Origin of the sequence: Rhizobium sp. LjRoot30, assembly GCF_964253915.1 — a bacterium.
In the GTDB taxonomy this organism is placed as follows: Bacteria; Pseudomonadota; Alphaproteobacteria; order Rhizobiales; family Rhizobiaceae; genus Metarhizobium.
Window position 1 is genome coordinate 14987 of sequence record NZ_CAXUSG020000019.1, and the last position, 26325, is coordinate 41311.

Annotated in this window: 28 protein-coding genes; 10 read left to right on the top strand and 18 right to left on the bottom strand. The window is 58.0% G+C overall.

The annotated features are described in order from the left end of the window. Positions 1 to 50: 50 nt before the first annotated feature. The 6 genes from ACSQ3I_RS25140 to ACSQ3I_RS25165 all read right to left on the bottom strand — a co-directional run bounded on the left by ACSQ3I_RS25140 (position 51) and on the right by ACSQ3I_RS25165 (position 5771). A complete protein-coding gene (locus ACSQ3I_RS25140) occupies positions 51 to 1946 on the bottom strand; it encodes a nitric oxide reductase activation protein NorD (RefSeq protein WP_436003453.1) in 1896 nt (631 codons plus the stop codon). Between the two features lie 7 nt (positions 1947 to 1953). Then, complete coding sequence (locus ACSQ3I_RS25145; RefSeq protein ID WP_436003455.1) at positions 1954 to 2766, bottom strand: CbbQ/NirQ/NorQ/GpvN family protein; 813 nt, start codon at positions 2764 to 2766, stop codon at positions 1954 to 1956. Between the two features lie 59 nt (positions 2767 to 2825). Beyond that, positions 2826 to 4169, bottom strand: coding sequence for a cbb3-type cytochrome c oxidase subunit I (locus ACSQ3I_RS25150; protein ID WP_436003457.1), 1344 nt, complete (start codon positions 4167 to 4169; stop codon positions 2826 to 2828). Between the two features lie 22 nt (positions 4170 to 4191). After that, the gene (locus ACSQ3I_RS25155; protein WP_436003459.1) at positions 4192 to 4644 is read right to left on the bottom strand and encodes a c-type cytochrome; all 453 of its coding nucleotides are present in this window, start codon (positions 4642 to 4644) and stop codon (positions 4192 to 4194) included. Between the two features lie 299 nt (positions 4645 to 4943). Continuing rightward, the gene (locus tag ACSQ3I_RS25160) at positions 4944 to 5222 is read right to left on the bottom strand and encodes a cytochrome C oxidase subunit IV family protein (RefSeq protein ID WP_436003461.1); all 279 of its coding nucleotides are present in this window, start codon (positions 5220 to 5222) and stop codon (positions 4944 to 4946) included. 3 nt (positions 5223 to 5225) lie between these two features. Beyond that, positions 5226 to 5771: a cytochrome c oxidase subunit 3 gene (locus ACSQ3I_RS25165; RefSeq protein ID WP_436003463.1), complete on the bottom strand. Its 546-nt coding sequence runs from the start codon at positions 5769 to 5771 to the stop codon at positions 5226 to 5228. A gap of 115 nt (positions 5772 to 5886) precedes the next feature. On the opposite strand from ACSQ3I_RS25165, the gene ACSQ3I_RS25170 reads away from it, so the two are divergent. Beyond that, complete coding sequence (locus ACSQ3I_RS25170; RefSeq protein ID WP_436003465.1) at positions 5887 to 6042, top strand: hypothetical protein; 156 nt, start codon at positions 5887 to 5889, stop codon at positions 6040 to 6042. 13 nt (positions 6043 to 6055) lie between these two features. Then, complete coding sequence (locus ACSQ3I_RS25175; RefSeq protein WP_436003467.1) at positions 6056 to 6745, top strand: NnrU family protein; 690 nt, start codon at positions 6056 to 6058, stop codon at positions 6743 to 6745. A gap of 93 nt (positions 6746 to 6838) precedes the next feature. Here the strand turns inward: ACSQ3I_RS25175 and ACSQ3I_RS25180 are convergent, their stop codons facing one another. Together ACSQ3I_RS25180 and ACSQ3I_RS25185 are read right to left on the bottom strand one after the other, a co-directional pair. Continuing rightward, the gene (locus tag ACSQ3I_RS25180; RefSeq protein WP_436003469.1) at positions 6839 to 8485 is read right to left on the bottom strand and encodes a copper resistance CopC/CopD family protein; all 1647 of its coding nucleotides are present in this window, start codon (positions 8483 to 8485) and stop codon (positions 6839 to 6841) included. A gap of 8 nt (positions 8486 to 8493) precedes the next feature. After that, positions 8494 to 9012 (bottom strand): YcnI family copper-binding membrane protein, encoded by a 519-nt coding sequence (locus ACSQ3I_RS25185; protein ID WP_436003555.1) that lies wholly within the window; start codon positions 9010 to 9012, stop codon positions 8494 to 8496. Positions 9013 to 9320: 308 nt separating this feature from the next. On the opposite strand from ACSQ3I_RS25185, the gene ACSQ3I_RS25190 reads away from it, so the two are divergent. The 3 genes from ACSQ3I_RS25190 to ACSQ3I_RS25200 all read left to right on the top strand — a co-directional run bounded on the left by ACSQ3I_RS25190 (position 9321) and on the right by ACSQ3I_RS25200 (position 10881). Beyond that, positions 9321 to 10016 carry a Crp/Fnr family transcriptional regulator gene (locus ACSQ3I_RS25190; RefSeq protein WP_436003471.1) on the top strand — a complete coding sequence of 232 codons (696 nt, stop codon included), beginning with the start codon at positions 9321 to 9323 and terminating at the stop codon, positions 10014 to 10016. Between the two features lie 154 nt (positions 10017 to 10170). Then, positions 10171 to 10581 carry a pseudoazurin gene (locus ACSQ3I_RS25195; protein WP_436003557.1) on the top strand — a complete coding sequence of 137 codons (411 nt, stop codon included), beginning with the start codon at positions 10171 to 10173 and terminating at the stop codon, positions 10579 to 10581. Positions 10582 to 10692: 111 nt separating this feature from the next. Further along, entirely contained in the window at positions 10693 to 10881 is a 189-nt protein-coding gene (locus ACSQ3I_RS25200; RefSeq protein ID WP_436003473.1) for a hypothetical protein, read from the top strand. A 471-nt stretch (positions 10882 to 11352) separates the two neighbouring features. On the opposite strand, the gene ACSQ3I_RS25205 is transcribed toward ACSQ3I_RS25200, so the two are convergent. Next, positions 11353 to 12672 (bottom strand): type II toxin-antitoxin system HipA family toxin, encoded by a 1320-nt coding sequence (locus tag ACSQ3I_RS25205; RefSeq protein ID WP_436003475.1) that lies wholly within the window; start codon positions 12670 to 12672, stop codon positions 11353 to 11355. Continuing rightward, positions 12669 to 13043 carry a helix-turn-helix transcriptional regulator gene (locus ACSQ3I_RS25210; protein WP_436003477.1) on the bottom strand — a complete coding sequence of 125 codons (375 nt, stop codon included), beginning with the start codon at positions 13041 to 13043 and terminating at the stop codon, positions 12669 to 12671. Before ACSQ3I_RS25210 ends, ACSQ3I_RS25205 begins: the two co-directional genes overlap by 4 nt. Positions 13044 to 13298: 255 nt before the next feature. On the opposite strand from ACSQ3I_RS25210, the gene ACSQ3I_RS25215 reads away from it, so the two are divergent. Continuing rightward, entirely contained in the window at positions 13299 to 14495 is a 1197-nt protein-coding gene (locus ACSQ3I_RS25215) for a diguanylate cyclase (RefSeq protein ID WP_436003479.1), read from the top strand. Here the strand turns inward: ACSQ3I_RS25215 and ACSQ3I_RS25220 are convergent. After that, positions 14492 to 15466 carry a LysR family transcriptional regulator gene (locus ACSQ3I_RS25220; protein WP_436003481.1) on the bottom strand — a complete coding sequence of 325 codons (975 nt, stop codon included), beginning with the start codon at positions 15464 to 15466 and terminating at the stop codon, positions 14492 to 14494. The genes ACSQ3I_RS25215 and ACSQ3I_RS25220 overlap by 4 nt on opposite strands. 82 nt (positions 15467 to 15548) lie before the next feature. On the opposite strand from ACSQ3I_RS25220, the gene ACSQ3I_RS25225 reads away from it, so the two are divergent. Continuing rightward, positions 15549 to 15851: a hypothetical protein gene (locus ACSQ3I_RS25225; RefSeq protein WP_436003483.1), complete on the top strand. Its 303-nt coding sequence runs from the start codon at positions 15549 to 15551 to the stop codon at positions 15849 to 15851. Positions 15852 to 15897: 46 nt separating this feature from the next. Here the strand turns inward: ACSQ3I_RS25225 and ACSQ3I_RS25230 are convergent, their stop codons facing one another. The 7 genes from ACSQ3I_RS25230 to ACSQ3I_RS25260 form a co-directional block, all read right to left on the bottom strand. Further along, positions 15898 to 17772: a methyl-accepting chemotaxis protein gene (locus tag ACSQ3I_RS25230; RefSeq protein ID WP_436003485.1), complete on the bottom strand. Its 1875-nt coding sequence runs from the start codon at positions 17770 to 17772 to the stop codon at positions 15898 to 15900. A 348-nt stretch (positions 17773 to 18120) separates the two neighbouring features. After that, the gene (locus ACSQ3I_RS25235; protein ID WP_436003487.1) at positions 18121 to 18459 is read right to left on the bottom strand and encodes a hypothetical protein; all 339 of its coding nucleotides are present in this window, start codon (positions 18457 to 18459) and stop codon (positions 18121 to 18123) included. Positions 18460 to 18501: 42 nt separating this feature from the next. Beyond that, the gene (locus ACSQ3I_RS25240) at positions 18502 to 20076 is read right to left on the bottom strand and encodes a methyl-accepting chemotaxis protein (protein WP_436003489.1); all 1575 of its coding nucleotides are present in this window, start codon (positions 20074 to 20076) and stop codon (positions 18502 to 18504) included. A gap of 189 nt (positions 20077 to 20265) precedes the next feature. Next, positions 20266 to 20562: a PilZ domain-containing protein gene (locus ACSQ3I_RS25245; RefSeq protein ID WP_436003491.1), complete on the bottom strand. Its 297-nt coding sequence runs from the start codon at positions 20560 to 20562 to the stop codon at positions 20266 to 20268. Positions 20563 to 20564: 2 nt separating this feature from the next. Beyond that, positions 20565 to 21665, bottom strand: a complete 1101-nt coding sequence (locus ACSQ3I_RS25250; RefSeq protein WP_436003493.1) for an HD-GYP domain-containing protein — start codon at positions 21663 to 21665, stop codon at positions 20565 to 20567. Between the two features lie 11 nt (positions 21666 to 21676). Further along, positions 21677 to 23893 carry an ATP-binding protein gene (locus ACSQ3I_RS25255; protein WP_436003495.1) on the bottom strand — a complete coding sequence of 739 codons (2217 nt, stop codon included), beginning with the start codon at positions 23891 to 23893 and terminating at the stop codon, positions 21677 to 21679. Next, a complete protein-coding gene (locus ACSQ3I_RS25260; protein WP_436003497.1) occupies positions 23890 to 24405 on the bottom strand; it encodes a molybdopterin-dependent oxidoreductase in 516 nt (171 codons plus the stop codon). The genes ACSQ3I_RS25255 and ACSQ3I_RS25260 overlap by 4 nt, the downstream gene beginning before the upstream one ends. Before the next feature lie 649 nt (positions 24406 to 25054). On the opposite strand from ACSQ3I_RS25260, the gene ACSQ3I_RS25265 reads away from it, so the two are divergent. From ACSQ3I_RS25265 to ACSQ3I_RS25275, 3 genes are all read left to right on the top strand, one after another. Beyond that, positions 25055 to 25648, top strand: coding sequence for a response regulator transcription factor (locus ACSQ3I_RS25265; RefSeq protein WP_436003499.1), 594 nt, complete (start codon positions 25055 to 25057; stop codon positions 25646 to 25648). A 206-nt stretch (positions 25649 to 25854) separates the two neighbouring features. Beyond that, the gene (locus ACSQ3I_RS25270; protein ID WP_436003501.1) at positions 25855 to 26070 is read left to right on the top strand and encodes a hypothetical protein; all 216 of its coding nucleotides are present in this window, start codon (positions 25855 to 25857) and stop codon (positions 26068 to 26070) included. Continuing rightward, a complete protein-coding gene (locus ACSQ3I_RS25275) occupies positions 26054 to 26323 on the top strand; it encodes a hypothetical protein (RefSeq protein ID WP_436003503.1) in 270 nt (89 codons plus the stop codon). The genes ACSQ3I_RS25270 and ACSQ3I_RS25275 overlap by 17 nt, the downstream gene beginning before the upstream one ends. Positions 26324 to 26325 lie beyond the last annotated feature (2 nt).

A 26325-nucleotide genomic window follows, 5' to 3' on the forward strand; every position in this document is an offset into this window, starting at 1 on the left:
AAACGCCCGGTGGCCGCCTCCACCGGGCATTTCTGCGACACGCTTCCCCGTCAGCGTGTCAGACCGCGGTAGATGGCCGGCAAAGCGGACGGAAGTTTGGCAATATTGCCGACGATGGCAAAACCGTTGCGACCGAACATGGCAGGCAGATAAGATCTGGCATCCTTGTCGATCGTGACGGCAAAAACGGATTGTCCAGCCCTTCGAGCCTCGGCCACTGCCTTGCGCGAATCCTCAAGGGCAAAACGGCCTTCATAGTGATCGATGTCGTTGGGTTTGCCGTCCGTCAGAACGAGGAGCAGCTTCGTCCGGTTCGGCTGTTTGCTGAGATCGGCGGACGCGTGCCTGATGGCCGCGCCGATGCGGGTATAGTAGCCGGGCTTCAGCGATGCGATACGGCGTTCGACATCGCCACTCATCTCTTCGCCAAACGCTTTGACCGTTTCGATGCGCACCCAGGATCGACGTCGCGAGGTGAAGGTCAGGATCGAATGATTGGTTCCGCAGGCCGAAAGACCGTTGGCAAGCACATTCAGTGCATCTTTTTCGACATCGAGGACGCGGTGATCGTCGAACCAGGCATCCGTCGACAAGGAAACGTCGACGAGGATTGTCACCGCAAGGTCGTGTCCTTGCGGCCTCGACAGGAGGTGGATTTTTTCCGACCCCTCGCCACCGGCGGCAAGGTCGGCGCGCATCCTGACGACCGCATCGAGATCGAGTTCGTTGCCGTCCAGCTGGTTGCGGAGGGTTTCGTTCCTCGGCCTGAGGATTTCGAACTGTTTGCGGACACGCCGCACCAGCGTCTTGCCGTCGGCCGACGGGCTTGGGGCCTCGCTGCTTATCTGGGCCGTCGAGCAGATCACCCGGCAATAGGAGGGCATGTATTCGCCCTTGCGATAGTTCCATTCTGGATAGGTGGTCTCCCCCTCGATCGAGGCCGGATCGACGGCCTCAGGCGGCAGGTCAAGATCGAACCGGAATTTGGCCGACGGTCTTTCCTTGCGACGGCCGAGTCTGACCTCGTCCAGATTGCTCGCCGCATCCTTGTCGCCATCTTCCTTGTCGTCCGTCGGGCGGTCGACATTGACCATCTCCGCCATCGCGAGGATCTTCTCGAAGCGGTTAAGGATGAAAGGGCTTCGATCGGTAGTCGACCGCGTCGTGTCGCGTTCGGCGTTGAAGCGCCCGCTTCCCTCAAGGGCGTCGATCATCCCCGCCGCGGCATCGTCGTCGCCGGTGTCGGAGCGAACTTCTGCACGCGCGATGTATCCTGGCCAAAGCGGCACGGCGAGCATGCTTTGATAGCCGGCTGGCGCCCTTATGGGGAAGATCGAGGGTGGAACGGCTTCGGGACGGCCAGCGCCCACCGATAGGATGTTGATGATCCGGTTTTCCATCAGCCGTTCGACGGGCGGCAGAACACCGCGGCGACGCTCCATGAGCAACGCGCCGCAAAGCGCGCGGTATCTTGAAGCAAGACCCGGGAATTGACCGATCACCCTGGCAACCGTGAGGTTGGCGATATCGAGTGCTTCGCTATCGGCCAGCATCGGGTCGTTGGTCGTCGGCACAATCGCCGGCATCGTCGCCAGATAGGCGGCAAGCCAGACATAAAGATCGCGATTGAGGCTCCGGTCGGGAAAGAAATCAGCGATCGGTGGCAGCATGACAGATCCTCCGTCCCTGCAGGCACCCGCCATCTTCTCCTCCCCAAGGCCGATCAGCTGCCGCAATCTCAGCCGATGGCGCGCCGTCTTTGCGTGCGCAGGTCCCAGTTGTGCTGCAACCTCGCCGCCGAAGCCGCGAAAGCAGATGGCGAGATACGGCTTTACTTCGTCGAAGGACACCGCGTCGCCGGGATAACGGGGCATGCTGGCGGTCGAGCCGACGAGACGATGCCAGAACTTACCGACGCTTTCCTCAAGTTCCAAAAATTCGAACATGATGCGTCTATCCGGTTATACCGTTCGCGACTTCGATCAAGGCGGTGCGGACATCGGGATCATCCGTCAGCGGTTCAATGATCGCGGCGCGAACGGCATCCTTGCGATCCATGCCGCTGTCGATCAGGCAGGCGCAATAGACCAGGAGGCGTGTCGAGACACCTTCTTCGATATCGTGGCCCTTGAGCGATCGAAGGCGTCTGGCCAGTTCCACCAGTGGTGCGACGCGCGCCTCGTCAAGACCGCTTTCGACTGAAACGACCGCGACTTCCTGAGCCTTAGGCAGGAAATCAAATTCGATCGAAACGAAGCGCTGTTTGGTCGAGGGTTTGAGCGCCTTGAGAATGTTCTGGTATCCGGGGTTATACGAGACGACCAGCATGAAGCCGGGAGTTGCTTCAAGGCATTCCCCGGTGCGCTCTAGCGGCAAGATGCGCCGGTCGTCGGTCAGTGGATGCAAAACAACGGCGACGTCCTTGCGGGCCTCGACGATCTCGTCGAGATAGCATATGCCGCCGTCTCGCACCGCCCGGGTGAGCGGCCCGTCGACCCAAACCGTATCGCCGCCCTTGAGCAGATAGCGGCCCGTGAGATCGGCGGCGGCAAGATCGTCATGGCAGGACACCGTCGCAAGCGGCAGGCCAAGCCGCGCCGCCATATGGCTGACAAAACGTGTCTTGCCACAGCCGGTCGGCCCTTTTAGCAAGAGCGGAAGCTGCCGTGTCCATGCTGTCTCGAACAGCCGGCACTCGTTGCCGCTCGGGATGTAGGAGGGGATGTCGAGGCGCGCTCCAGCGCTGGGAATTGTGTGCAAGGTCATTGCCAGGCTCCGTGTTTCCTTTGAAAAGATTGCCCCGCCCTGCGGCGGGGCCGGTTGGTTTACTCGGCCGGATGAAGCGAGCCGATCGCGGTCTGGGGTTCCTTGCCCGGAACGAAGATTGCCCACAGGAACATCAGCGCCGAGATCAGCACGAAGACGCCCGAACCGAGCCTGATCCAGTAGAAGATCGCCAACTGGTCCTGGACATCCATGTAGCCCTCGCCCAATACCCTCTGCAGATGGACCTGCAGGACGCCGGCGAAGGTGAGCGCGAAGGTCATGACCGACATGGCGGTGCACATGATCCAGAAACTGACGATCGAAAGCATCTGGTTATAAGGCGCGCGACCGCGGATCTCCGGGATCGCATAGGCCATGGCCGCGAGATTGATCATCACATAGGCGCCGAAGAAGGCCAGATGCCCATGGGCGGCGGTGACCTGCGTGCCGTGGGTGTAGTAGTTCACCGACGAAAGGGTGTGTAGGAAGCCCCAGACACCGGCGCCGAAGAAGGCCATCACCGAGCAGCCGATCGACCAAAGGATTGCGGCCTTGTTGGGGTGTTTGCGCCCGGCCTTCCAGGTCATGACGAAGGTGAAAATCACCATGGTGAAGAACGGCGCAACTTCAAGCGTCGAGAAGATCGAACCGATCCACTGCCAGTAGCCGGGCGCACCTATCCAGTAGAAGTGGTGGCCGGTTCCGAGGATGCCCGAAAACAGCGCCAGGCCGACGATGACATAGAGCCACTTCTCTACGACTTCGCGATCGATGCCGTTGAGCTTGATCATCAGGAACGCCAGGATCGACGCCATGATCAGTTCCCAAACGCCCTCGACCCACAGATGCACGACATACCACCAGTACATCTTGTCGAGCGCCAGATTGGCGGGATTGTAGAAGGCGAAGAGGAAGAAGATCGCCACACCCCATAGCCCGAAGATCAGGATATTGGTGACGACGGTCTTGCGACCCTTCAGCACTGTCAGGGTGATGTTGTAGAGGAACATCAGCGCAACGACGACGATGCCGACTTTGATGACGAATGGTTGCTCGAGGAACTCGCGTCCTTCGTGGATATGGAATATATAGCCAACGACGGCGATCGCGGCGGCAATCAGGAAGATCCAGAACTGCGCGATGGCGATCCTTGTGCTGTAAAGCTCCGTCTCCGCCTCTTCGGGAAGCAGATAGTATGTGGTGCCCATGAAGCCCATCAACAGCCAGACAATCAGCGCGTTCGTATGGATCATCCGCACGATATTGAACGGCAGCAATTCGGACAGCGTGTTGGGCAGCACGTAGATCGTGCCGGCAAGCACGCCGAACAGGACCTGAGCGATGAACAGGCCGAGCGCGCCATAGAAATACAGCATCGCGACTTTTTGCGTTTGATATTTCATGATGTCGTTTCCCTGATGCGCTTCAGCCCGCGTCGTTTGGCGGCCATTTCTGGGTCTTGATGGTGTTGGTCCACCGCAGGAAATCCGCGAGGTCGTTGAGTTCCTGATCGGTCAGGTTGAACTGCGGCATCTGGCGGCGGCCTTCGATACCCGTGGGCTGAGCCTGCATCCATGCCTTGAATGTCTCGCGGGTGCTTTCGACATCGTCGTCACCGCCGAGGCGGGTCCAGACATTGCCAAGTTCCGGCGCGAAATAGGCGCCCTCACCCAGCAAGGTATGACAATTGATGCAGGAGTTTTTTTCCCAGACATGCTTTCCGCGTGCCACCGAGTCGGTGAGCGTCGTCTCGTCGGTCGAGGTCGTGCGCATGTAATAGTGGCTGTGGGCGGTCAGGCCCACGAAGATCGCGAAGAAGAAGGCCGATCCGCCATAAAAGACGTTTCGAGCTCCTGTTTTGGTCAGGTGTTCTGACATTCGATGTCCCTCTCACTTCCCGCGGTCAAGGCGCGGGATCGTATGTTCCGGAAGCAAATGCGGTTGACCCGATTTGACCTCTTGGAAAGGGATGCCCGAACGCCGGAGGCGCTTCTTTGCTGAAATGCAAACAGATTTGAGATCGATATGGATGAAGCGCTGTTGAGAGCCTCGGCCAGACGGACGCGCGTATCACCAGTGTGGTGGCGGCACTGCGCCACCCTGGGGTCTTCGGCGGCAGCTTCGACCATCACTTGAGACTAGCAACACAAAACGCGGTCAGAGGAAATTGGACGGGCTCAAAGAGATGCGAGCGCGGCCTTGGCGACGGCTGCGACCACGAACAGGATGGGCCAGGCGATCAATGCGGCGGAAAGACCTCGCCGCATGCCGCGCAGCCCCATGAAATCGAGGACGACGATCCTCGACTTCACCACTGTCAAGACAAGCACGACGCAGAGCGCGGCGAACGGAATGGCCTCATGTTTCCATTGCGCCGAAATCAACGCGGCGACGACCGCGATCAACAACAGGCCGGCGGCACTGCCCATCAACCATTTGGATTTATCGCGTTCCATGTTTTAACCCAGATAGATCACGGGAAAGATAACCAGCCAGACGATATCGATCACATGCCAGATGGTCGTGACGAGGACGACGTTGGATCGGCTCGGCTTGCGCGCCACCAGAAGCATGACCAAGCCGAGGAAGACGACATGGGCAAGATGAAAACCGGTGATCATGAAGTAGAGTTCGAAAAAGGCGTTGAACGTCGCGTCACCGACGAAGCGCAGCTCCTCTCGATATTCGAGGAGCTTGATCGCCGTAAACAGGAAGCCGAGTGTTGCAGCACCCAGCAGCGCGATTGTGCGGGTTCGTTCAGCATCGGCTCGCGCGGCTTCGGCGGCCAGCCAGCCGCTCGCGATCAAGACGAGGGTATTAATGCTGGCGAGCCGGCTGTCGAGGTGGATTTTCGCGAGACTGAAGCTCTCGTGATGCAGGTAGGACATGACGAGAAAGCCGCCAAGCAGGACGCCGAAGGCTGCAAGCTCGCTCCACACCAGTAACCAGAGAATAAGCTCGCCGCCGTCTGCTTCGTCTTCGACCGTATCGCCGATTACCGCCATCTGTCCCGCGTCTCCGTTTCGGCCCAGAGTTAATGGTTTGGCGGCGCATCTTCTTTGCTCGAGCGCAAAGAGTTTGCGCTTGCTCTATGGGACAAGGCCGGAAAGGAGACAGTCAATGTCAGATGCGCAACTCGGCCTTGTGGTGGCCACCCCCATTATCGTCGGCTTTTCGATCGCTCTCTACAGAATGGGGGTGCTGCAACGCTATAGTGCAACGATCGCCGTTGCGGCGTCATGCGTGATCGCCGCGGTTCTTTTCCTGCAGCAGTGAGCTGGATCTTCTAATGTCAGGCATGGCCGCCGCCCTTGCGCTTTTTATCGCGCTGCATTCCATCCCGGCAATCCCGTCGCTAAAAGCCAGAATCATCGCAACGATCGGCCGATCGCCATACTTGATCGCCTATTCGATCGTCTCCACCGGGGTTTTAATCTGGCTGTTCTACGAGGCGCTCAAAACCGACTACGTCGAGCTTTGGAGCATTGCCGCCTGGCAGGTTCATCTAACATTTGTCGCGGCGCCGCTCGGACTGTTCCTGGTGATCGCCGGCCTGTTCAGCGCCAACCCGTTCTCCGTGACTTTGAGACGCGATGGATCAGGCAAAGGCGCCATCGTCGGCGTCACGAGACATCCGGTACTCTGGGGGTTCTTCTTCTGGGCGGCCGGCCATATTCCTCCGAACGGCGATCTGCGATCCTTGATCCTGTTCGGGGGTTTCGGCTGTTTTTCCTTGGGCGGCGTGCTGATGGCAGAGCGCAGGAGCCGGCGTAAATTTGGCGCCGCTTGGAAAGAGATGATTGCCAACACCTCCGTGTTACCAATGCTGGCGATCGCGACCAGACCGCGATCCTTCAGGATTGACGCAATCATGCTCATCAGTGCGGCTGCGACCGTCGCCGCGACGATCTGGCTACTGCATGGCGGACATGCCTGGCTGGTTGGCGCAGATCCCCTTGCCACGCTGAGCGCACTCTAGCAGCGCGCCCCGCCAGCGCAATCCTCGCCAGGCCACCTCGTACGGCCGATGAAGCCTGTCTGTGATGTCGACCATCCCATGAAGGCGCTCGGACTACTGGCCTTTTGCGGTAAGGCTGATCTCGCCTTCCAGAGCGACCTGATCGAAGTCAGATATAAGCACGCCGAGACGAACATCCCACGTGCATTCGCAAGGTGCTTGGACGTCATCGGCGCGCCAGAGACCGGCGGACACGCGATGGAGGGGGACGTCAAACGCCTCAACTCGCCCATCTGTTGAAGCCATGCGCATGGTGACGTCCATGGGATCCAGCAGATCAAATCCCGCTGTTTGCAGGGATATGTCTGCTCCGAACCGAAGCGTTGGGGATGTCCGAAACGAAACCGTCGCCATGGCCTGTTCGGTATGGATATGCATGGTGGTTGTCGTCGGAGGCACTTGCGCCAGTTCGCGCGGAGGTGGGGTGAAGCGCCACAGCGCCGTCACCGCAAGCACAAGCACGATGAGAAGGATTTCCGCCACCACTAACCTTCGCATCGACAGCGCCGCGGATCGGCTGCCCTCCACGGCAGGTGCCGTCAACAGCACCCGGTTGAAGGCAGCGATCGCAAGGGTAATTGCGACAAGAGCGAGTTTTGCCAGGAGAACGTTGCCATAGGGTGTGTTCCAGAGCGATGACGCGTTGACGACTTGCAGCCACGCCATATAGGCGCCGGCGGCGAGCAAGGCGGCAATCGAAACCGGGATCAATGTGGAGAACCTGGCAAGTCCAGCAAGCGCGCCGGGATCATCGGAAACGAGCAGGCGCCAAAGACCAGGCAGCGCCCCGGCCCAAAAGGTGGCAGCAATGACATGTATCGAGACTGCGGCGAAGGATAACCATGCGAGCCCCGCGCCCGATGCATGGCCGGTTAGAGCGAAGGCCGGACCAAGTGTGACGATGGAGAGCAGGGAAAAGACGCGTGCCGACGACCTTGCCACCCGCAGCGAGGCCAGTCCCAGGAGAAGCGATCCGAACGCCACGCCCATCGAGGACGCCAGACTGCTCTCGAGGGCAGTTATCCAAACGATCGGATCCGCTATGGCCGTGAGCGGCAGTCCGTTTGCATCGAGACCGAGGAGCCCGACCAGTACGATTGCGGAAGCCGAGCCGAGGAACAGCAGGACACGTATCCAAAGACCAGGCCGGGCTTGTGCGATCCAGAAGGCGAAGAAGACGCCACCTACTGAGAACATGCACGAAGCGTAAAACAGGGTTTTTGCAATATATGTGGCGATTGCGATCGCTGGTGCATGTGGCGACGCATCGAGATGCAAACGGCCAGTATCGCTGGTTTTTCCGACGGCGAAGACAATCGACGCGGCGACTGGATGCCCGTCCTCCGACAGAACTCTCCAGTTCAGCGCATAGGGTCCATCGGCGAGCGGCGCGGGAAGTTCCACCGACACATCCGCTCCATTGATAGCCGCCGGCAAATCGGCCCTCGGCTCATCGGCGCCCACGAGAGAAATGGAGACACGGGTCACAGTCTCGGAAAAATGCAAGGTCAGTGTTTTTGGACTGGCTTGCAGATGTTCGCCCTGGCTGGGCGACGACGCCACAAGCACGGCATGCGCGGCGGCAAGGCGGGGCGACAGACCGCTTCCCGCCAGGAGTGCCAGAACAAAGATCAGGACCGGAATAAACCGGAAGCGACGAGGTCCGGCCATGCCGATGATGATTTTGCCCGCTACGCTCACCCGCCGCTTTACTTTCCGATGATTGTCAAAGCCGGTGCGGGATGTTCGTAATCGTCTGCCGATTTTCCTTCTGCCGGTACTTCGATCCAGCGGGTTGTGGCGCCACCGTCGCAAAGCTGGACAACCGGGAAAGCCAGGGTCTGGCCGAGTTTGAACGTGTCGGTGATAAATGCACGGAAAACGAATTCGTCATATTCGTCGTCGCCGAGATGTCCGCCCGACCAAGTCACTTCCCGGACGCCGTTCGATTGCGGCTCTCCATGAAGTTCATACGCCTTGGCGTACTCACCCACCGTCTTGTCGAGCTTCCAGCCAGCCTTGGGCATCGGCTTGACGGAAATCACGCCTTCTGGAACACGGACCTTGATGCCGATGGTGGCCGCACCGTCGCAGCCATGCGGCACCCGCAGCACGGCCTTGAAGTTGGATCCGGCTTTCGCGGAAGCGGTCTCCAGCGAGACATGCGCCATCGCCGGCAAGGTTGCTGCCGCCATCAGCGCGATCGCTGCGATTGATTGCTTAAACATAGTCATGCTTTGCTCTTTCTTAAAATGGCCGTCGGCCTTCGAGGCGGGTGGCCCGGTGAAGCGATGATCCTCTCGCGAGGCGTTGTTGCGAGATAATCCCAGGCCGGCCCAGGCAACTTTGTTCTGCGTCAAACTGGAAATGCTTTGCTGATTTGCGGCAAATTTCGGTTCAAGGTCAGGCAGCAGGCCGTAGGCTGCATTGCGCAACGGCGCGTGCGGATTTGATTGCCGGGAAAGGTGTGTTCTGCTCTTCCGTTTCATTTCGTTGATCCGACGTGATAATAAGGCGGCAAACGGAGAAGACATCGATGAAGATTGACGTGAGTGTTGTTCGATCCCTGCCTCTCTTCGAGAAGATGAGTGCGGCTGATCTTGAAAACCTGATGGCGCATTCGACATCGCGTCGCGTTCTTGCAGGCGATTCGGTCTTCGATCAGGGTGCACCGGCCTCGCATTTCTTCCTTTTGTTGCACGGTCGCCTCAAGGTGACCCAAGTCACGGAAGACGGTCAGCAGATCATTGTGCGCGTGGTCCATCCGGGCGACTTGTTCGGCTTTGCCAAGGCACTACAACGTTCTGACTATCCGGGAACGGCACTTGCGGTTGCCGAAAGCATCGCGCTGTGCTGGCCGACCGAGCTATGGCCGCAATTCATCGACACCAATCCTCGACTGGCCGTCACCGCGATGCAGACGATCGGCCAGAGGCTTGAGGAGGCCCATGCCCGCATCAGAGAGATGTCAACACAGGAGGTGGAGCGCCGGGTCGCCCACACCGTACTGCGTCTGGTTGGCCAAGCCGGGAAGAAGGAGGGCGCGGGGATCAGAATTGATTTTCCCATCTCGCGGCAGGACATAGCCGAAATGACGGGTACCACGCTCCATACCGTGTCACGTATCCTCAGCGCCTGGGAGGCAAAGGGCTTGGTGGAGGGCGGGAGACAGAAGCTGCTGGTGCGCGATCCGAACGGCCTTGCCTTGCTTGCGGCCCACGGAAAGGATTGAGAAGGCGAAATTCCCGCCGAAAGCGTTTCATGTTTGCGCCTCGTCAAATAGCTCTGGGCGAAACGGCTTATTCTGCTCTCAACGAAGCCAAAGGGCTTCTGATGTAGGAGCAAGAGAAATGAGCAAGATCCTTAAAACCCTGGTCGGCGCTGCAATGGTCAGCATGGCGGCGGGTTCCCTGGCAATGGCCGCCGACTTCGAAGTGCACATGCTCAACAAAGGCGCGGACGGGGTTATGGTGTTCGAGCCGGGTTCGATCAAGATCGCCAAGGGCGACACCGTGACCTTCATTCCCACCGACAAGTCCCACAATGCAGAAACGATCGACGGACTGATCCCGGATGGCGCAGCGCCCTTCAAGGGCAAGATGAACGAAGCGGTCAAGGTCACGTTCGACGTGCCCGGCGCCTACGCGATCAAATGCGCCCCCCATGTGGGCATGGGAATGATCGGCCTGGTCGTCGTGGGTGATACGCCCGCAAATCTCGAGGCGGTGAAAGCCGCAAAGCTGCCCAAGAAGGCCCGTGAAAGGCTCGACGCAGAAATTTCTGCCGCCGGCGCGTAACGAATTTGCGATGCGAGGAGGGCGCCCCGGCTTAAGCCGGGGTTGCCGCCACAGACGCCAATGTCAATATAATCTGTCGAGCGGAGTGAGCCAGCTTCAAGGAGTGAGATCATGGACAACGCAAACAATCTGATTATCCTTTTTGACTTCCGCAGCCGCACGGCGCTGATCGAACTGGGAGGTCGCAGTTTCGTGCTGCCAGACCGCTTCGACAACAGGGAAGCCGCTGAAGACGCTGCCGAACGCTATGCCCGGAAGAACTGGGGCTACATGCCGAACTATCCCAAAGTGAAACACTGATCGGTCGAGTGCGATGGAACCGCAAGGTCGCCCTTGTCGACGAGAGCTTCTGCTCGAAATCCTGATGGCAGGATCAAACATCGGCGAAGCGGCCTGCTGGCTCGATATGCTATAGCCTCAGTCGGGCCGCGATCACACAGAGCGGCAAACAATGATCATGCCGGCGGCGACGCGTGTGCGTGGACCTGAGTTCGATCGCAGCGCGCCATGATCCAGAGAGCCGCCTAGATTATCTGCCCTGGTGCATCAGCGGCTGATTGCCTTTAAAGGCAGTTCATCAGACGTGACGGCGTCCGTTCTGTATGCCCAGCTTTGCCGCACACACGCCGAGAGCGCCTGGCGAAAACTTGATTGCGGCGGCCTCGCCTGAAGCAACGGTCGCAGCCATTGTGGAGAATTTGGGTTGAGACGAGAACGGCGTGGGCGGACGCCGCCCTCCCCGGCTTTAGCGGCGATTGCTTTGCCAAATTCTCATCTGGCAGTCGTGGCGGCCGGAAAGTCCATCCGGAACCCACGCATCGCGCCCTGCGCCAAGGTTTCGGGAACACGCGCGGTTTCGGCGTAGGTCCGCCAGTTCTTGGTAGCGTCTATTACATCGTCGAGCATGGAGTTGATGCGGCTTTTCTTGAGGTCGGCATATTGACCGAAAGCGATGAGGTCTGCCTTGTCGAAACCGGTCGTCTTGCCGTTCAGCGACATCTGGTGCTGGCTCGTCCATTCTCCGTCAGGATTATAGGCATACGCCACGTCAAAGGCTGGCGAAAGTGACCAGCGCCCTGACCGGTCCATCAGGAAGGCAATATTCTTGACGTGGTCGTCCTGGTTGCGGATCACGACGTTGAGCAACGCCCGTCGAACCTGTTGTTCGAGAGCCGATTGGTCGAGACCCAAGAGCCTCATCGTTTCGATTGCCTGCTCGTAGGAATAGGCGCGTGGAATATTGAAGTCGAAGTGACGCATGGCGCCGAGCGACAACATGTGAAGCTTTTCGTTTCGATCGTTTCGATCGAATCTCTTGGTCATGAAATGCGCCCGGCCGCCTTCTTCATGCAGCCTGCAGGGCGCCATGGTAACGCCAGCATCTCGCGCCAGCAGATAACACGCGTATTCAAGGCGGCCGAAACCTTTGGGATCGGCGAGTTCCTTGTCGGAATTGCCCGCAACGCCATCAAATTTCATGAGCCAATGTTCAAACCCCGATCCGGGCATCGTTTGGCCGGATCGGAATTCCCCGCTGTGCGGGTTCCAGGCCAGCACAGCTTTCGCGCGCGCGCCACCGGCTGAGGTACCGATGCGCAGGATTTCGCGCAGTGCCTCGGCATCGTCTTCCCCCTCCAAGACCCCGGTCAGTTTCAGTCGATCGCCGACAACCGCCGAAGCAAGATCGACCATTGCGGCAATATCGAGTTCCGCGCCGGCCAGGCCAAGACCGGCAGCCGATGGTTCGAATTCCAGGGCGCCCATGCCGCGTGTCCCGGTATAGCAGAGCCTTTCGACAGGATTCATGCTGTCGGCCGGGCGTCCCTGCTGGGCAAGCCAGCGGTTGATCAGAAGATTGCCGAACTTGTCAGGCAGACTGTCCGACAACAGGCCGGGCAGACCTTTAAACGTGCGCCAGGCGAGTTCGGGAAAATCGAAAACGCCCGCACGCAAAGGCATAGTAAGAGGAGCTACCTCGATTCCGGAGCGAAGGAAGTTCCGCACATATTCGAAGACACCAGTGCTGCGGGCTTCATCCCAGACGACGGCCCCAATGGTACTGCCCCACAATTTCACCTGCGCCCGTTTCATCGTTCATTGCCTCGCGAAGCATCGTCACCCCAGGACCAGGGCTCGTCGGTTTCTTCTTCCTCTTCGGTACTTCGGACCCTTTGGCGTGGTTTTCCTTCGCCGGCCCGCGCGTCGAGCGGGCTCAAGCTTGCATCTGGGACGACATTGAAGATGCGCTCTTCCAAGCCGTATGCGCGCAGGACACGCACCAGCGTGTCCAGCGTGGCGCCCTTGCCGCTTTCCAGCTTGCTCACGGTCATACGCGAGACGCCCGCCAGCCTGGCGACATCTTCTTGCTTGAGATTTCGGGATATGCGGTATTGCTCAAGCCTGGTACCCAGAACATCGACGACGACCTTGAGGGGCTTCAGCAGCGCGTCATCATTACGCATTGAAATGTTATCCTTAAGCTCGATCTCAGCCTTAAAGATGACATTTCATATCTTAAAGTCCATTAATTTTTAATGATCGCAATTATGATCTTTAAGGCGCATCGCGGCAACAATGATACTTTTTATTATCATAATGTCTGGATGATGGCGTACAACGGTTTAGCAACCTTTCGGCCCTAAAATTGGGAATCGATGCTGCTCCAAGGAGCTACCGGCAGGGTGAAATGGATTGATAACAGAAAGCTACAGATATCCATGACCGGCGCATCCTTTCTTCTCATGGTCAATTTCGCGATCGGCATAGCTTTTGCGATCGCCTTCCTAACGATGAGTGCCCGGTCGTCCAAAACGCTGGCCTGTTGGTGCGCGGCGGGTTTCGTGTGCGCGTCGATCACCGTCACCGTCGAAGCACTTGCCTGGCTCATTCCCTGGGAGCGCCTTACGGCGTTTCTGTCCTTTTCTTTCTTCCAGGCTGCCTTGACCGCGATTGCCATCGGCACGCTCCGTCATTACCAACCCAAAGCCCGCTTCGAATTGCTGGCACTGCCGGTCATCGGATTCATCGCGCTGCAACCGACAATTCTCTATGATCTGCCGCGTGATTCTCTTATGCATGCCGCCGGCTATCAGGGGCCATCGGTGATAATGACGGCCTTTGCGGCGTTCGCGATTGTGACAAGCCGTCGCCGGCGGCCGGCCGACCTCGTGCTTGCATCGGTGCTCGGACTGTCGAGCGTGCAATTCGCGATGAAAGCGGCCTTGGCCTATTGGATCAGCACCGGTCAAGGCGTGCGATCCTATATCATCAGCACGTACGCCTATTTTTCCCAGACGGCCGGCGCTATCCTGTCGCTCTTGCTTGGATTGACGATCTTCGCAGTTATCGTGACGGAATTGATGGCCGACGCCGCCGTCGATGCGCAGCAGGACCCGTTATCGGATACGCTCAATCGCAAAGGCTTTCTCAGTCAGGCCCGCACCATGCTCGCTTCGGCTGGGTCGGGTATTCCGCAATGTGTGATCATGGTCGACCTGGATCATTTCAAGACGATCAATGACCGCTATGGACATGCTGCCGGCGACGAAGTCATCGCTGCATTCGGTTCCTTGTCAAGGCAGTTGTGCGATGGCAGGGGTGTTTGCGGGCGGATTGGTGGCGAGGAGTTCGCCATGCTACTGAGCCCTTGCGACCAGATGCAGGCGACGTTGTTGGTCACGGCACTCCGGGCGGCCCTTGGTCAGCGAACCTATCGTCTTGTTCCCCCCGGCGTATCCATCAGCGCCAGTTTCGGCATCGCTCAAACAAGGCAACGCGAAGAGCTTGAAGAGACGATGCGACGTGCAGATCTCGCGCTTTACGAGGCCAAGATGGCCGGACGAGACTGCTATAAGTTCGCTCCGATTGCAGAGCAGGCGCTTCACGATCAATGCGCGGCGGAAAAGGCCGGTTAAACAGCGGGCGGTTTCTGGCTCTGTTCGAACAATAGAGCGACCGGATCGACCGCTGTTTCCTTTGCCAGCTCGCCTATCAGGCTTCGAAACCAGATCATGGCCGGATCCACGTCGGTCCGCTTGTGCCAGACCAGGCAATAGGCGAAACACGGTACCGCCAACGGCAGTTCAAATCTGACCAGACCCCGGTCATGCGCGTTGCTGACAAGACGCGATGGCAATGAACTGATCAGATCGCTTGCGAGCAACGAGGCAATGTTGGCAGAAAAGCTGTGGGTCGACACCGTGACATTGCGTGTCCTGCCGATCTCTTCAAGTGCCACATCGATCTGGCTGCGGCCGGGCTCCTTCATCGAGACGACGATATGTGGATAAGCGAGGTAATCGTCGAGTGACACCGCGCCGCGCCGCGCCTTGTCTGCCAGCGGATGCGTTTCTGCGACGACCCCGATCAACTGTTCGCGAAAGAGCGATTGCGTCTGCCAGGGGGGCGGCGGCGCGACACTTCCCCAGAAGCTGCAGTCGACCGATCCGGTCTCGAGATCACCCAACGTCGTTCCGCCGAACGGCATGACCTCGAGGACTGCTTTGGGCGCATAGTTGCGGAGCATCGGGATGAGGCGCGGAACGAGCGTGGCAATCGAATACTCGCTTGCAGCGAGCCGGAATGTTCGGGGATCCACAAGGGGATTGTAGCTGCCGTCGGCAAAGATCGCGTCGGCGGATCGCAGAATCTCGCGAACCGGCCCGATCATCGCCACCGCCCGCGGCGTCGGCACCAGACCGTCCTTTCCTTTGCCGCGAAGGAAAAGCGGATCGCCGATACGATCTCTCAAGCGATTCAGAGCATGGCTGACTGCCGGCTGGCTGAGCGCCAGACGCTCCGCGGCGCGGGTAATCGAACGCGTTTCGGCGACCGCCTCGAAGACAGCCAGCAGACCCAATTCGTTTCGATTATTCATTTTCTGCATAAGCCTTCGAAAATCATTTCATTTCATCGAGTAATTCGAATCGGCAAAATCACCGAAGGAGCATATTCGGGACCATATCAGGATGGAACGACACGAAATACCGGAGTTTGTTGCGGCGATCATTGCGGCGGGAAGCAATATCTGTGCGATCGGCCCGGCGCATTATTGCCTGGGCGACGACGAAGAAACTTCCGATGAGGTCAGGCAAAACGTCAACGCAATCGTTCAACGCTACGGCGAACGCAGCCACTTGCTGATGGAGATCGTTCAATATTTGCAATTGCGTGGACGTGCCATCGACATTCCGGCCCCCGATTGTTCAATGCTTTTTGCAGGGATCCCGATCCCAGCAGATCATCGCAGCGCTGTGACGGCAGGCGAATAATCAAGAGACCATCGCCTGCCGATAGAGACTGCTCCGTGTCACGCGATCACGCCGCACGGGCGGGATAGTGTCCGACCGCGCGCCCAGAACTGCCGGCACGCTCCGCGTCCGAACCAGGCTCGCGTCGAGCGGCGCGGCGATTGAGCTTGAAGCGGCCGACAAGAGAAGCCAGAAGATTGGCGCCTTCCGACAATGTGAAACTGATCGCCGTCGTCTCCTGAACCATCGACGCATTCTGTTGTGTCATCTGATCGATATCGTTGACGGCAGAGCTGATCTGCTGCAAGCCGACCGATTGCTCCGCAGCTGCGGTGGCGATCGCATCGACGTTGCTGTCGATCGCCGCCACGAAACCTTCGATCTGGTCCAGCGATGCGCCAGTCTCGCCAACGAGCCGCACGCCGGCAGAAACCGCGACGGCGGAGTTCGAAATCAGCGACTTGATCTCCTTGGCTGCACGGGCTGAGCGTTGCGCCAACTCGCGAACCTCCTGGGCAACAACCGCAAAGCCCTTGCCCGCTTCTCCAGCACGCGCTGCCTCGACACCCGCGTTCAAAGCGAGGAGATTTGTCTGGAAGGCGATCTCGTCTATCACGCCGATAATCTGATTGATCTCATCCGACGCCGTCTCGATGCGACGCATAGCATCGACCGTATCGCGAACGATTTCGCCTGATGCGACGGCACATTTTTTCGCATCGACGACCAGACGCCGCGTTTCCTGGGTCCGCTCCGAAGACGCCTTGACCGTGGCCGCCACCTGTTCCAGTGCAGCCGACGTCTGCTCAAGCGCGGCCGCCTGCTGCTCGGTCCTTTTGGCGAGATTGTCGGCAGCAGTATGCATTTCCTGGCCGTTAGTCTGCAGCGCGCCGGTCTGCACCAGCACCTGCTCGAGGGTCGCCTGGAAGGTGGCGATGGAATTGTTGAAGTCCTGCCTCAGCCTCTCGAAGTCGCCGGGGAAAGGTTCATCAAGGGTCATGCGGATATTGCATTCGGCAAGTCTGGCCAACCCCGCGCCAAGCTCGGTGACGACCAAGTCGAGATTGCCGGCGTGAAGTGCGCGAATACGCTCTGCCTCCGCGCGTTCATCATCCAGAAGCGCGCGCTGCGCTTCGCTGTCCGCCAGCCGCGACTGCACCCGATCGTTGACGGAATCGCGCAACGCACCCAACGTCCTGGCCATTTCGCCAACCTCATCGCGTCGGTCGATATCCGGGACCTTGGCGGCAAAATCCTCTGCGGCGATACGGTTCATGGCTTCACGCAACCTCGCCAAGGGGCGGGTTACCGAACGAATGATCGAAAAGGCGCCTGCGAGCATCACGATCGCCCCGACGATCGCGATCCACAATGCACTGCGCGCCGTTTTCCAGAACTTGGCATCGAGGTCATCGATATAGACGCCATTACCCACAACCCAGCCCCAGGGTTCGAACAAGGCGACATGCGAAAGCTTACGCACCGGTTCCTTGATGCCGGGCTTTGGCCAGATATAGTCGACGAATCCGGACTTCTGGGCCTTGGCAACCTTCACAAACTCGACGAAGAGCGCCTTGCCGTTCGGATCCTTCATTCCAGTAACGTCCTGACCGTTGAGCTCCGGCTTGATCGGATGCATCAAGACGATCTGGTTGAGATCGTTCACCCAGAGATAGCCGCTCTCACCGTATTTGACCTTCTCAAGTTCGCTGAGCGCGCTGCGCTGCGCATCGACGCGCGACAGCGCCCCCGAGGTCTCGAGGGAATACTTTTGCTCAATGATCGACAGGGCAACCTCATCGACAGTCATCAGGAGCGACTTTCGTTCGTCTTCAAGGCCGGATGCCGTGTCCCTCAATGTGAAAATCATGACCCCTGCGACAAGCAGGAGCGACAAACCGATGAGAAGATAAAGGCGGGTAGCGATACCGAAAAGCGACATTGAAAGCTCCAAGGCCCTGCGGAAATGCAGCGGATGGGAATAGGCGAACGCACGCGGCGCGGGCTGGGTGCCGGCGCTTTGGAATTCGGGCGGGGGAGACAAACGAGCCGGATATCGACGCGCCAGTCACGACCTGAAAATTAGGATAGAAGACTTAACATCTGATAAATTTCAGAAGCTCCCGAAGGAAAGTAGTCTATATTTCAGGCACATGCCGAAATCTTACGCGAACGTAAGGAGCAAATCGGGTCTCTTAATCCGAGCCAGAGCATCCTCGTGAATGGACCGACAGCGGGCGTTCAACGAGCACGACCTAGCGGCAACAGATCCTAAATGCCGAGTGGATAGTCAGATCCTTTCTGGAGCGGAGGCCTTAGCCTCCCGCTGACTAAGGCGACGCATCACGCTGTCTTCCGACATTTCGGCGATCTTCTCGATCATCACGCTTATGTCCGACGTGTCGAAATCGCCTGGAGGCGGCATCGCAGAGAAACCGTCAGCGATCGCTTGGGCGGTTCCGCCTAGCATGGCGCTTGTGCGCATTGCTGCTCGGCGGGGATCTTGATGCAGAAGGCAAATCTCGGCGAAAGCCGCAGCGCAAACTGCCTGCAATGCGAGGATCTGGTTGCCCATGACATGGTTGCGTACGATCAATTGATCGACGATTGCGACTAGGTTTTCATCCATGTACGTTCCCCGGCAAACCATTGAATCATTTCATGCAGGAGGTCAGAACTCCTGCCAGCTGCCGGCCGCGCGGGCCGCTCCGAACTGATTGGAGACAGTGGCGATCAACCGGCGCGCCGGTGAGCGCTGGACCTCAGTCGGCTTTTCAACCCGGCGGACATTGTCCACCTTGAAGCCGGAAACAAGCTGCGCAAGACGGACCGCTTCGGCCGACATTTTCATGGTTGCGGCAGACGTTTCCTCGACCATGGCAGCGTTCTGCTGGGTAATCAGATCCATGTTGCTGACTGCCGTGTTGATCTCGGCAATGCCGGATGCCTGCTCTTTCGCCGATTGGACGATCGTGCTCATATGCTCGTGAATTGTCTGAACCTGGCCCCCGATGGTTCGAAGGATTTTGCCGGTGTCATTGACCAGTGCCACGCCGCGCGACACGTCAGCGGATGATTTGCCGATCAGCTCGCGTATTTCCTTCGCCGCCTTCGCCGAGCGTTGCGCCAGTTCCCGGACCTCCTGCGCGACAACTGCAAAACCCTTGCCCTGATCGCCGGCGCGCGCCGCTTCAACCCCCGCGTTGAGCGCCAGAAGATTGGTCTGGAAGGCGATTTCGTCGATCGTTCCGATGATCTGCGTCATGCGCTGCGACGATCCTTCGATTTCGCTCATCGCTTTGACCGCTTCCTCGACGATCACGCCGGACTGCGCCGCTTCGGTTGCCGATTGCAATACGACCTTCTGAATGTCGTCCGTGCGTGTCTGAGCCTGCCGGGAGATTGTGGCGATCTGCTCGAGGGCCGCCGCCGTCTGCTCAAGCGCAGACGCCTGGGTCTCGGTACGCTTGGCCATATCGTCCGTCGCCGACGAGATCTCGTTCGATTGCATCGACACGGTATCGACGGAATCGCTGATTTGGGACAAGGCAGCACCGAGGCTGCCGATCGAGGCATTATAGTTGTCCTTGAGGCTCTGGAAGTCCGCCGCCATTTCCTGGCGAAGTGAGGCGGTAAGGTCGCCGGCGGCCAGGGAATTCAGGGCGCTGTCGAGCGCGGCGATCACCTTGTCCTGTTCTTCCTTCAGCTGCAGCTGGGTCTCTTCGGCCTTTTTTCGCTGGGTGTCGAGAACATCAAGATAAACGGAGATCGCATAATCCATATCCACCAGCGCCGCCTTGACGACGGAGGAAATGTCATCGCCAAGCTTCTTGGCCTTTCGCCGATGCAGAACCCCTGAAAGTTCCTGATCGACCACCGATCGCACGATGGATTCGAGAATGAGCGCATAGCCGCCGATATACCAACGCGGCTCCAGCCCAAGCCGCGCATGGGTGCGGCCGACTGTGGAAACAGCCTCGACATAACTATCGTCAAAGCTGGCCGAAGCAATTCTTTTCCAATGATCGACCTGGCGGGCTTTTGCGTGCTGGATATGCGCCTCGTTTGCAAAGAAATGCGCCGTATCGGGATGAACACGGGCCTTCTTGTAAAATGTGTCGAGTGCGCCATCGAGGGAGCCACCTATCGTTGGTGAAAGGGCTGCCAGGGAACGTCGCTGTTCGGTGTCGAGACCAACAAAATTGAGGCGTTCATTCAGTTGTCGCTGTGCGCTATGGTCCGACATCGAGTTGCCTTAAAGCGGAAACACACGTCCCGCGGTAGCCTTGATCAAGGCGTTAGATTGGCGCTTCAGCCTTTCAGGAAGGCTACGAACGCATCGGTGGAAAGGATTTCCGTAGATACTAATATTAGGGCTTAAAGGTTAACGAGCCGCTAATATACCTCGCCACTCTCTTTTGAGTTGAGTGAGCTATTAGTCTAACGCCGCTGCCGATTTACTTGGAACAAGCTCGAAGGCGACACCGATTTCGGTCAATGTGCGACGAACAACTTTGCCGGGCTTGGCGGTCCCGTCTTCGAAGACGAGTTCGACGTCGTCCGGCAGACCTATCGAGGATTCGAGTATGACTTTTGCCCCACCCTCGGACATATTGCGCACAATCCCGTTGAACGAACTTGCGCCCGCATTGAAAAGGATGCGCACCGTCTTCAAGGTCTTCCATCGGGGAAAGGCACGCCGTTCTTCTTGCACGGCCTCTGCAGTCGTCATGATTAGATCGCTTCTCTATAGTAGATGGTCTCGGGAACTGAAGTCTCGTCGCCCTGGCTGTCTAGAGCCGGCTGTTCGAGATTTTCCAGCATAATCTTAAGGATTGACGGCATTGCCTCGAGGAACGCTTCAACGCACCGCGGATCGAACTGGCTACCGGACCGCTCCCGGATGTGCTCTACCGTTCGTTCGACGCTCCATGCCTCCTTGTAAGGCCTCGCTGTTGTCAGCGCGTCGAAATTGTCCGCCAGCGCCACGATGCGACCGGATAACGGAATAGCGTCACCAGAGAGACGGAAAGGATATCCTTGCCCGTCCCACCTCTCATGATGGCTTCCGGCAATTTCGGCCGCGAGCTGCAACAGGCTGGAATTGGATTCTCGCAGGATGTCGCAGCCGGCAATCGTGTGCCGTTGCATGGCCGCGAACTCCTGTTCAGTCAGCTTACCCTTTTTCAACAGCACCGCATCGGGAATTGCCACCTTTCCGATGTCGTGCATCGGCGAAGCGAGACGGATATCGGAGCAATATTCGGGCTTGAGACCGTAGGAGATCGCGATCGCCTCCGAGTAACATCCGACGCGTTTCGTGTGCTTTGCGGTTTCTGCGTCCTTATAGCTTGCAGCGATCGCCAGTCGATCGATGATCTCCTCTTCGCGGGCGCGCAGCTCGAGGACCGCCTTATCCACTTCCTCGCGCAACCAGGCTGCCTTGTCTGCGAGCTTGTTCTGCGCGTCGACCAAAGCCACCAGGTTGCGGATCCGGGCTTGGAATTCCAAGGGCTGCACCGGTTTGGTCAGAAAATCTATCGCGCCCGCATTCAGTGCGGCCATGCGCACAGCCGTGTCGCCGTCTGCGGTGACAAACACCACAGGCTTCATCTTGTACTTGTCGAAATGCATGATCTCGGTGAGCAGCTCGACACCGTTATAGTCTGGCATCTGGAAATCGACGATCGCGATATCGAAATCAAGCGCCGGCATAGCCGTCAGGACGTCGACAGGGTGCCCGAACGGCACTGCGATGCATCCAGGAAGCTTTTCCACCAGTTTGGTGAGAAAGATAAGATTGGTCTTGTTGTCGTCGACGAGTAAGATTCGCATTCTTTTCCCTGTCAGTTCGCGCAGCGTTGCTTGTTGCTCGTCATGAGCTTTTCCAGCGCGCTCAATTGTTTCTCAGAAAAGTCCGAGCCGCGCAGGCGCTGGGACGTCTCTGCTATTTCCAACAAGCCTATGCTCGATGCCGCTCCCTTCAGCGTGTGCAAAAGCGGATCGATACGCCCGTAGTCGTTGGTCTTGAGAGCAACTGCGAGGTCGTCGAGAACCTTTGCGGCGTCGTCGAAGAAACTGGAAAGCAGTTCCTCGAAGGCCTCATCGCCCAAAGCATCCACAATTTCGCTGCGGCGCGCCGCAAAACCGTCGTCAAAGCTGCGACGATCTTCCCTGCCTCGTTCAGGCAGCGGTTCGGCGGCGGCGGTAATCTTTCGCGCGCCGGCCACGATGCTGCGCAACTGCGGCATTGTTACCGGCTTGCTCTGAAAAGCATTCATTCCCGCTTGCGTGCACATCAGACGGTCGTCGTCGGAGGCATTTGCAGTCATGGCGATAATAGCCAAATCGGCAGAGATCTCGGCCATGGCGCGAATTCGCCGCGTCGCCTCGATCCCATCGAGATTCGGCATCTGCATATCCATCAGCACCAGGTCGAAACTGTGCTGTCCGACGGCGGCGATCGCCTCGAAACCATCATTGGCGATCAGGACATGTTGACCGAGATGTCTGAGGAAGCCGGCAGCGACCTGTTGATTGACCAGATTGTCCTCGACCAAAAGGATGTTGAGAACCGGGAGTGTATCAGAAGCCCCGGAGGACGGCGCCGAGGCCAGACTCGTTTCCGGCTGCTCATCGGCAGCCACCATCGGGATTTCAAACCAGAAGGTGCTACCCTCTCCCTTCGTGCTCGAAACACCGATGTCTCCGCCGAGGGCCTCGACGATCTGCTTGCAGATCGTCAGCCCAAGGCCAGTGCCACCATATTTGCGGCTGATGGAAGCATCCACTTGAGAGAACGGCCGAAACAGCTTGTCCATATTGCAAGGATCGATGCCGATCCCCGTGTCGGCGACCTCGATACGCAGCAAGGGTGAGTTCTTGCGGGCGGTTTCGGTGATTGTCATCGTGACGACGCCGTCGCGGGTAAATTTGACAGCATTGCTCAACAGGTTGAGCATCACCTGTCGCAGGCGCGTCGGATCGGTCTTTATGCTGGTTGCCGTGAGCTTCTCCGGCAGAAGCAAGGCCACACGATTGCCATGTTCAAGCGCGCGGTCGCGGATCATTTCAACCGTCGCTTCGGCGAGAGGCAGCAATGCGACGCTGCGAATATCGACCTCGATCTTGCCGTGTTCGATCTTGGCGAAATCCAGGATCTCGTTGATAATCTCGAGCAACGCGTTTCCCGAGCGACGGATCGTCTGCACGCCCGGCGCCACTTCAACAGGAAGCGGGGACAGTTCGAGCAATTCGGCGGTTCCGAGGATTGCATTGAGAGGCGTGCGGATTTCATGCCCCATCGTCGCCATGAACTGGGACTTGGCCTGATTGCCGGCCTCGGCGGCGAGATAAGAAGCATTGAGTTCCTGGGCCATCGACTCCAGATCCAGACCGGCCCGCCTCACGGATCGAAGCTGCCGGCGCAGCGAGAAGATCAGGAAAATGACCGAGAAAACCAGCATCACCACCAGAACGGCGGATTTGATCTGCAGGTTGAGAAGTTCGTTGCGGCTTTCCGCGCGATTTACCGACACCCAGTTGTTGGTATAGATAAGCAGTTCTTCGGTGTTGCCGATTGTCGTTTCGAGCTTGGCGTCGATCAGATCCATTTCCGCCACCGTCGGCGCCTTGCCGGCGGCGATCTTGTCGAAATATCCGACGATTCCGAAAACGACGTCCTTGATAGGAGCAATCTTCTCGATAACGCTGTTTTCAAGAGCGAACTTTTGCTCGAAATTTGCCTTCTCGATAATGTCCATGCGCGAATAGAGGATGTCGTACCGCGTCGACAGCGCCTTCAGCCTTGTGGGGCTCAGGTCGTTTTCGACATGCATGAGATGCAACATCTCGTGCAGCCGGCGCGCTTCGCGATCGAGTTGATAGACCGACCAGAGGGCATTCTCACGAATGCCATCCTGAAGCGTCGCGTAGCGATGGGATATGTCGGCCAACACATAGGCCAGGCCCAGCATCAAGACGATCGCAAAGCCTTGCAAGGCCATGGTGGCCTTGCTCGCCCTGCGAATAACATCGCCATTATGCTGGGCAGCCGTTTTCACTCGCCAACCTCTATTTTGGAAATCTGCCAGACCGAGCGTGAAAAGTATTTCTCGTTGAACAGGCTGGGATTTGTGTCGAACGGATAGATCAAGAACAGCGGCCCCTTGTCGCGGACCGACATCTGTTTTCCGTCCATCCGGGTGGCGAGCATGGTGTCAATCTTTGTAGCGTCCTCCATCGGGACGTCTGCGGAATAGTCGTTGAGAGCGATCACCTTCAGCTTCGAACCCTCCGCGCCGGCGGCATCAAGCACGGCGCGCAGCAACGGGCCGGAAAACTCCACTTTTCCGGACGTCCAAGGGGTCTCCATTTTCCCCGTACGCCCTGCCAGCGCCTCCAGCATTTCAAGATCGAACTGGGCGGTGTCATCCACATTGGCATGCTTCAGGTGCGCCCCCTTGATGGTCAGCACGACATCACCCTTGGGCTTGTCGAGAGCATATGCGTAGGACGTCGAAACGACGACGGCCCCCAAAGTTACGGCGGCTAGGATGGCGTGGCGAATTTTCATTTTTCCCTCGAAAACGCGGTACGGAAACCGGATTCGCGTCGCGAATCCGCAAAAGGACTTCAGGAAAATTCCGGCTGATCGGAGAGGGCTTGAAGCATCATGCTTCGGCGCGGTCGCCGCAAACCCTGCGAATTGGCAAGCAGTCTACCCCAAATCTGGGAATATTTGCTTAAAGTGGGAGCGTGTTAAGCTGACCGTCGCACCATCACACGCGATCCAGGTCATGAGGGAGTAGAGACCTGAAAAACAGGAACTTTTCTCTTGTCATGCATTTGTTGGTTCTGTGCGATCTCGCAACGTTTCCGCCGCCCAGCCCCAAATTTAGGGCAGATTGTTTGAGCAAAGATGAAGTGAATGGAGCCAATTTGAGACAATCCACATTTTAGCCACCACTAAGGTGTTAACGCGGCGAGTTTCGTAGAACCCGTGATCGTTTGAGCGTACTATCGAAATGCCCCAAATAGCGAGTCTCAATGGTTGCAGCAGACAGAACAAGAAAAGGAGCTTGAGCCAATCAATGCCGCATTCTACACCATCGCCAGAGGCCTGCCTTGCCTACCCCGACCTCAGTTCCAGGCCGAAACATCGCAACTTCCGACGTCACCCACTCGTCGACCGCACGCGCTTGGCGGTTCCATTCGAGAATGTGATGATCAGCGGGCTGGATATTGCAGATTTCGACTACGCGAGCTGTCGGTCCATCGATAGCGATCTTCCACCAGCCTTCGTTTATACCTATTTCGAGGAAGAGCTTTTCCTTGAGGATCCCTTCATCACGGCCTTGCCGCCCGAGCAAGCGGTGGTCACCGAAAACGACCTCTACCAAAGCTGTCCTCCCGGCCGCCGGCTTTCTCAAGTGCTTGAGCGCCACAATATCTGTAACAGAACCTACTTTTTGCAGCGCAGGAGCGACCATGTGTATGGCGCGGTCGGGTTTACTCGGCGCGAAGCGTTCAACCCCGAGGAAATCGAATATCTCGGCATGATTTCGCAGCCGCTGTATCAAGCCTTTACGAAGCCCGTTATGGACAGGTTTGCCGCTGAAAATCTTCGGCTCACTGCCGGCGAACTGGAATGCCTGCGCATGGCCAGCAAGGGCATGACGACAGAAGAGATCTCCGCTGCGACCGGCTTTCAGAAGAATACGATTAATACTTATTTCCAACTTGCTTCGAAAAAGCTCGACGCTACAAACCGCTCCCAAGCGATCGCGGAAGCCATTCGACGCCATCTTATCGAGTAGGGCAAAAGCTCCGCTTCAATAAATTTGCTCAGTTGCTTGCAATCGAAATGTCCTGTTAATGCTCAATTAACTTATCGACCCTATTTTTAAGATCGTCGGTGATCAACGCGATCGGTGCTGCATGACGTCAGCCTGACATTCAAATTCGTATTGGGTTTTCTGACCGCAGCCGGCTCTTCAGCCTCACGCGGAGATCAAGGTGCAACATGTCCAACGTCATCAATTTCTACGACGCAGAGCGCCAGATCTTGCCCCCCGACCAGGCGACACTCACCTCCATGCGTCTTTTGCGCAACAGCCTACAGGCATTGCAGCTTGAAATGGACGGGGTCCTCAGCAAGCTGATCGCGGCCAATGAAGCTGCTGATGAGATGGCCGCGCAGGAAAGCGAGCTCGCGCCCAAGAATGCCCGTTCTCGATGAAACCAGCACGCCCTTGCCCTGCCCCAAAATGCACACATCTTCGCGCGACCTGATCAGCAAACTCATCGATGACCTGCTTGCGGTCGGTTGCGATATGTGTGCTATCGGTGGCGGCTATTGCATCAATGAGCCCCAAGATGAGCCGAGGGCGTCGGCCGTCATGGTTCTACTCGCGGACTTCGGGCCTAGAACGCATCTTGTGGCGGATTTCAATGCCGAGCTTCGGGCTCGCGGGCTGTTTATCGAAATCTGATC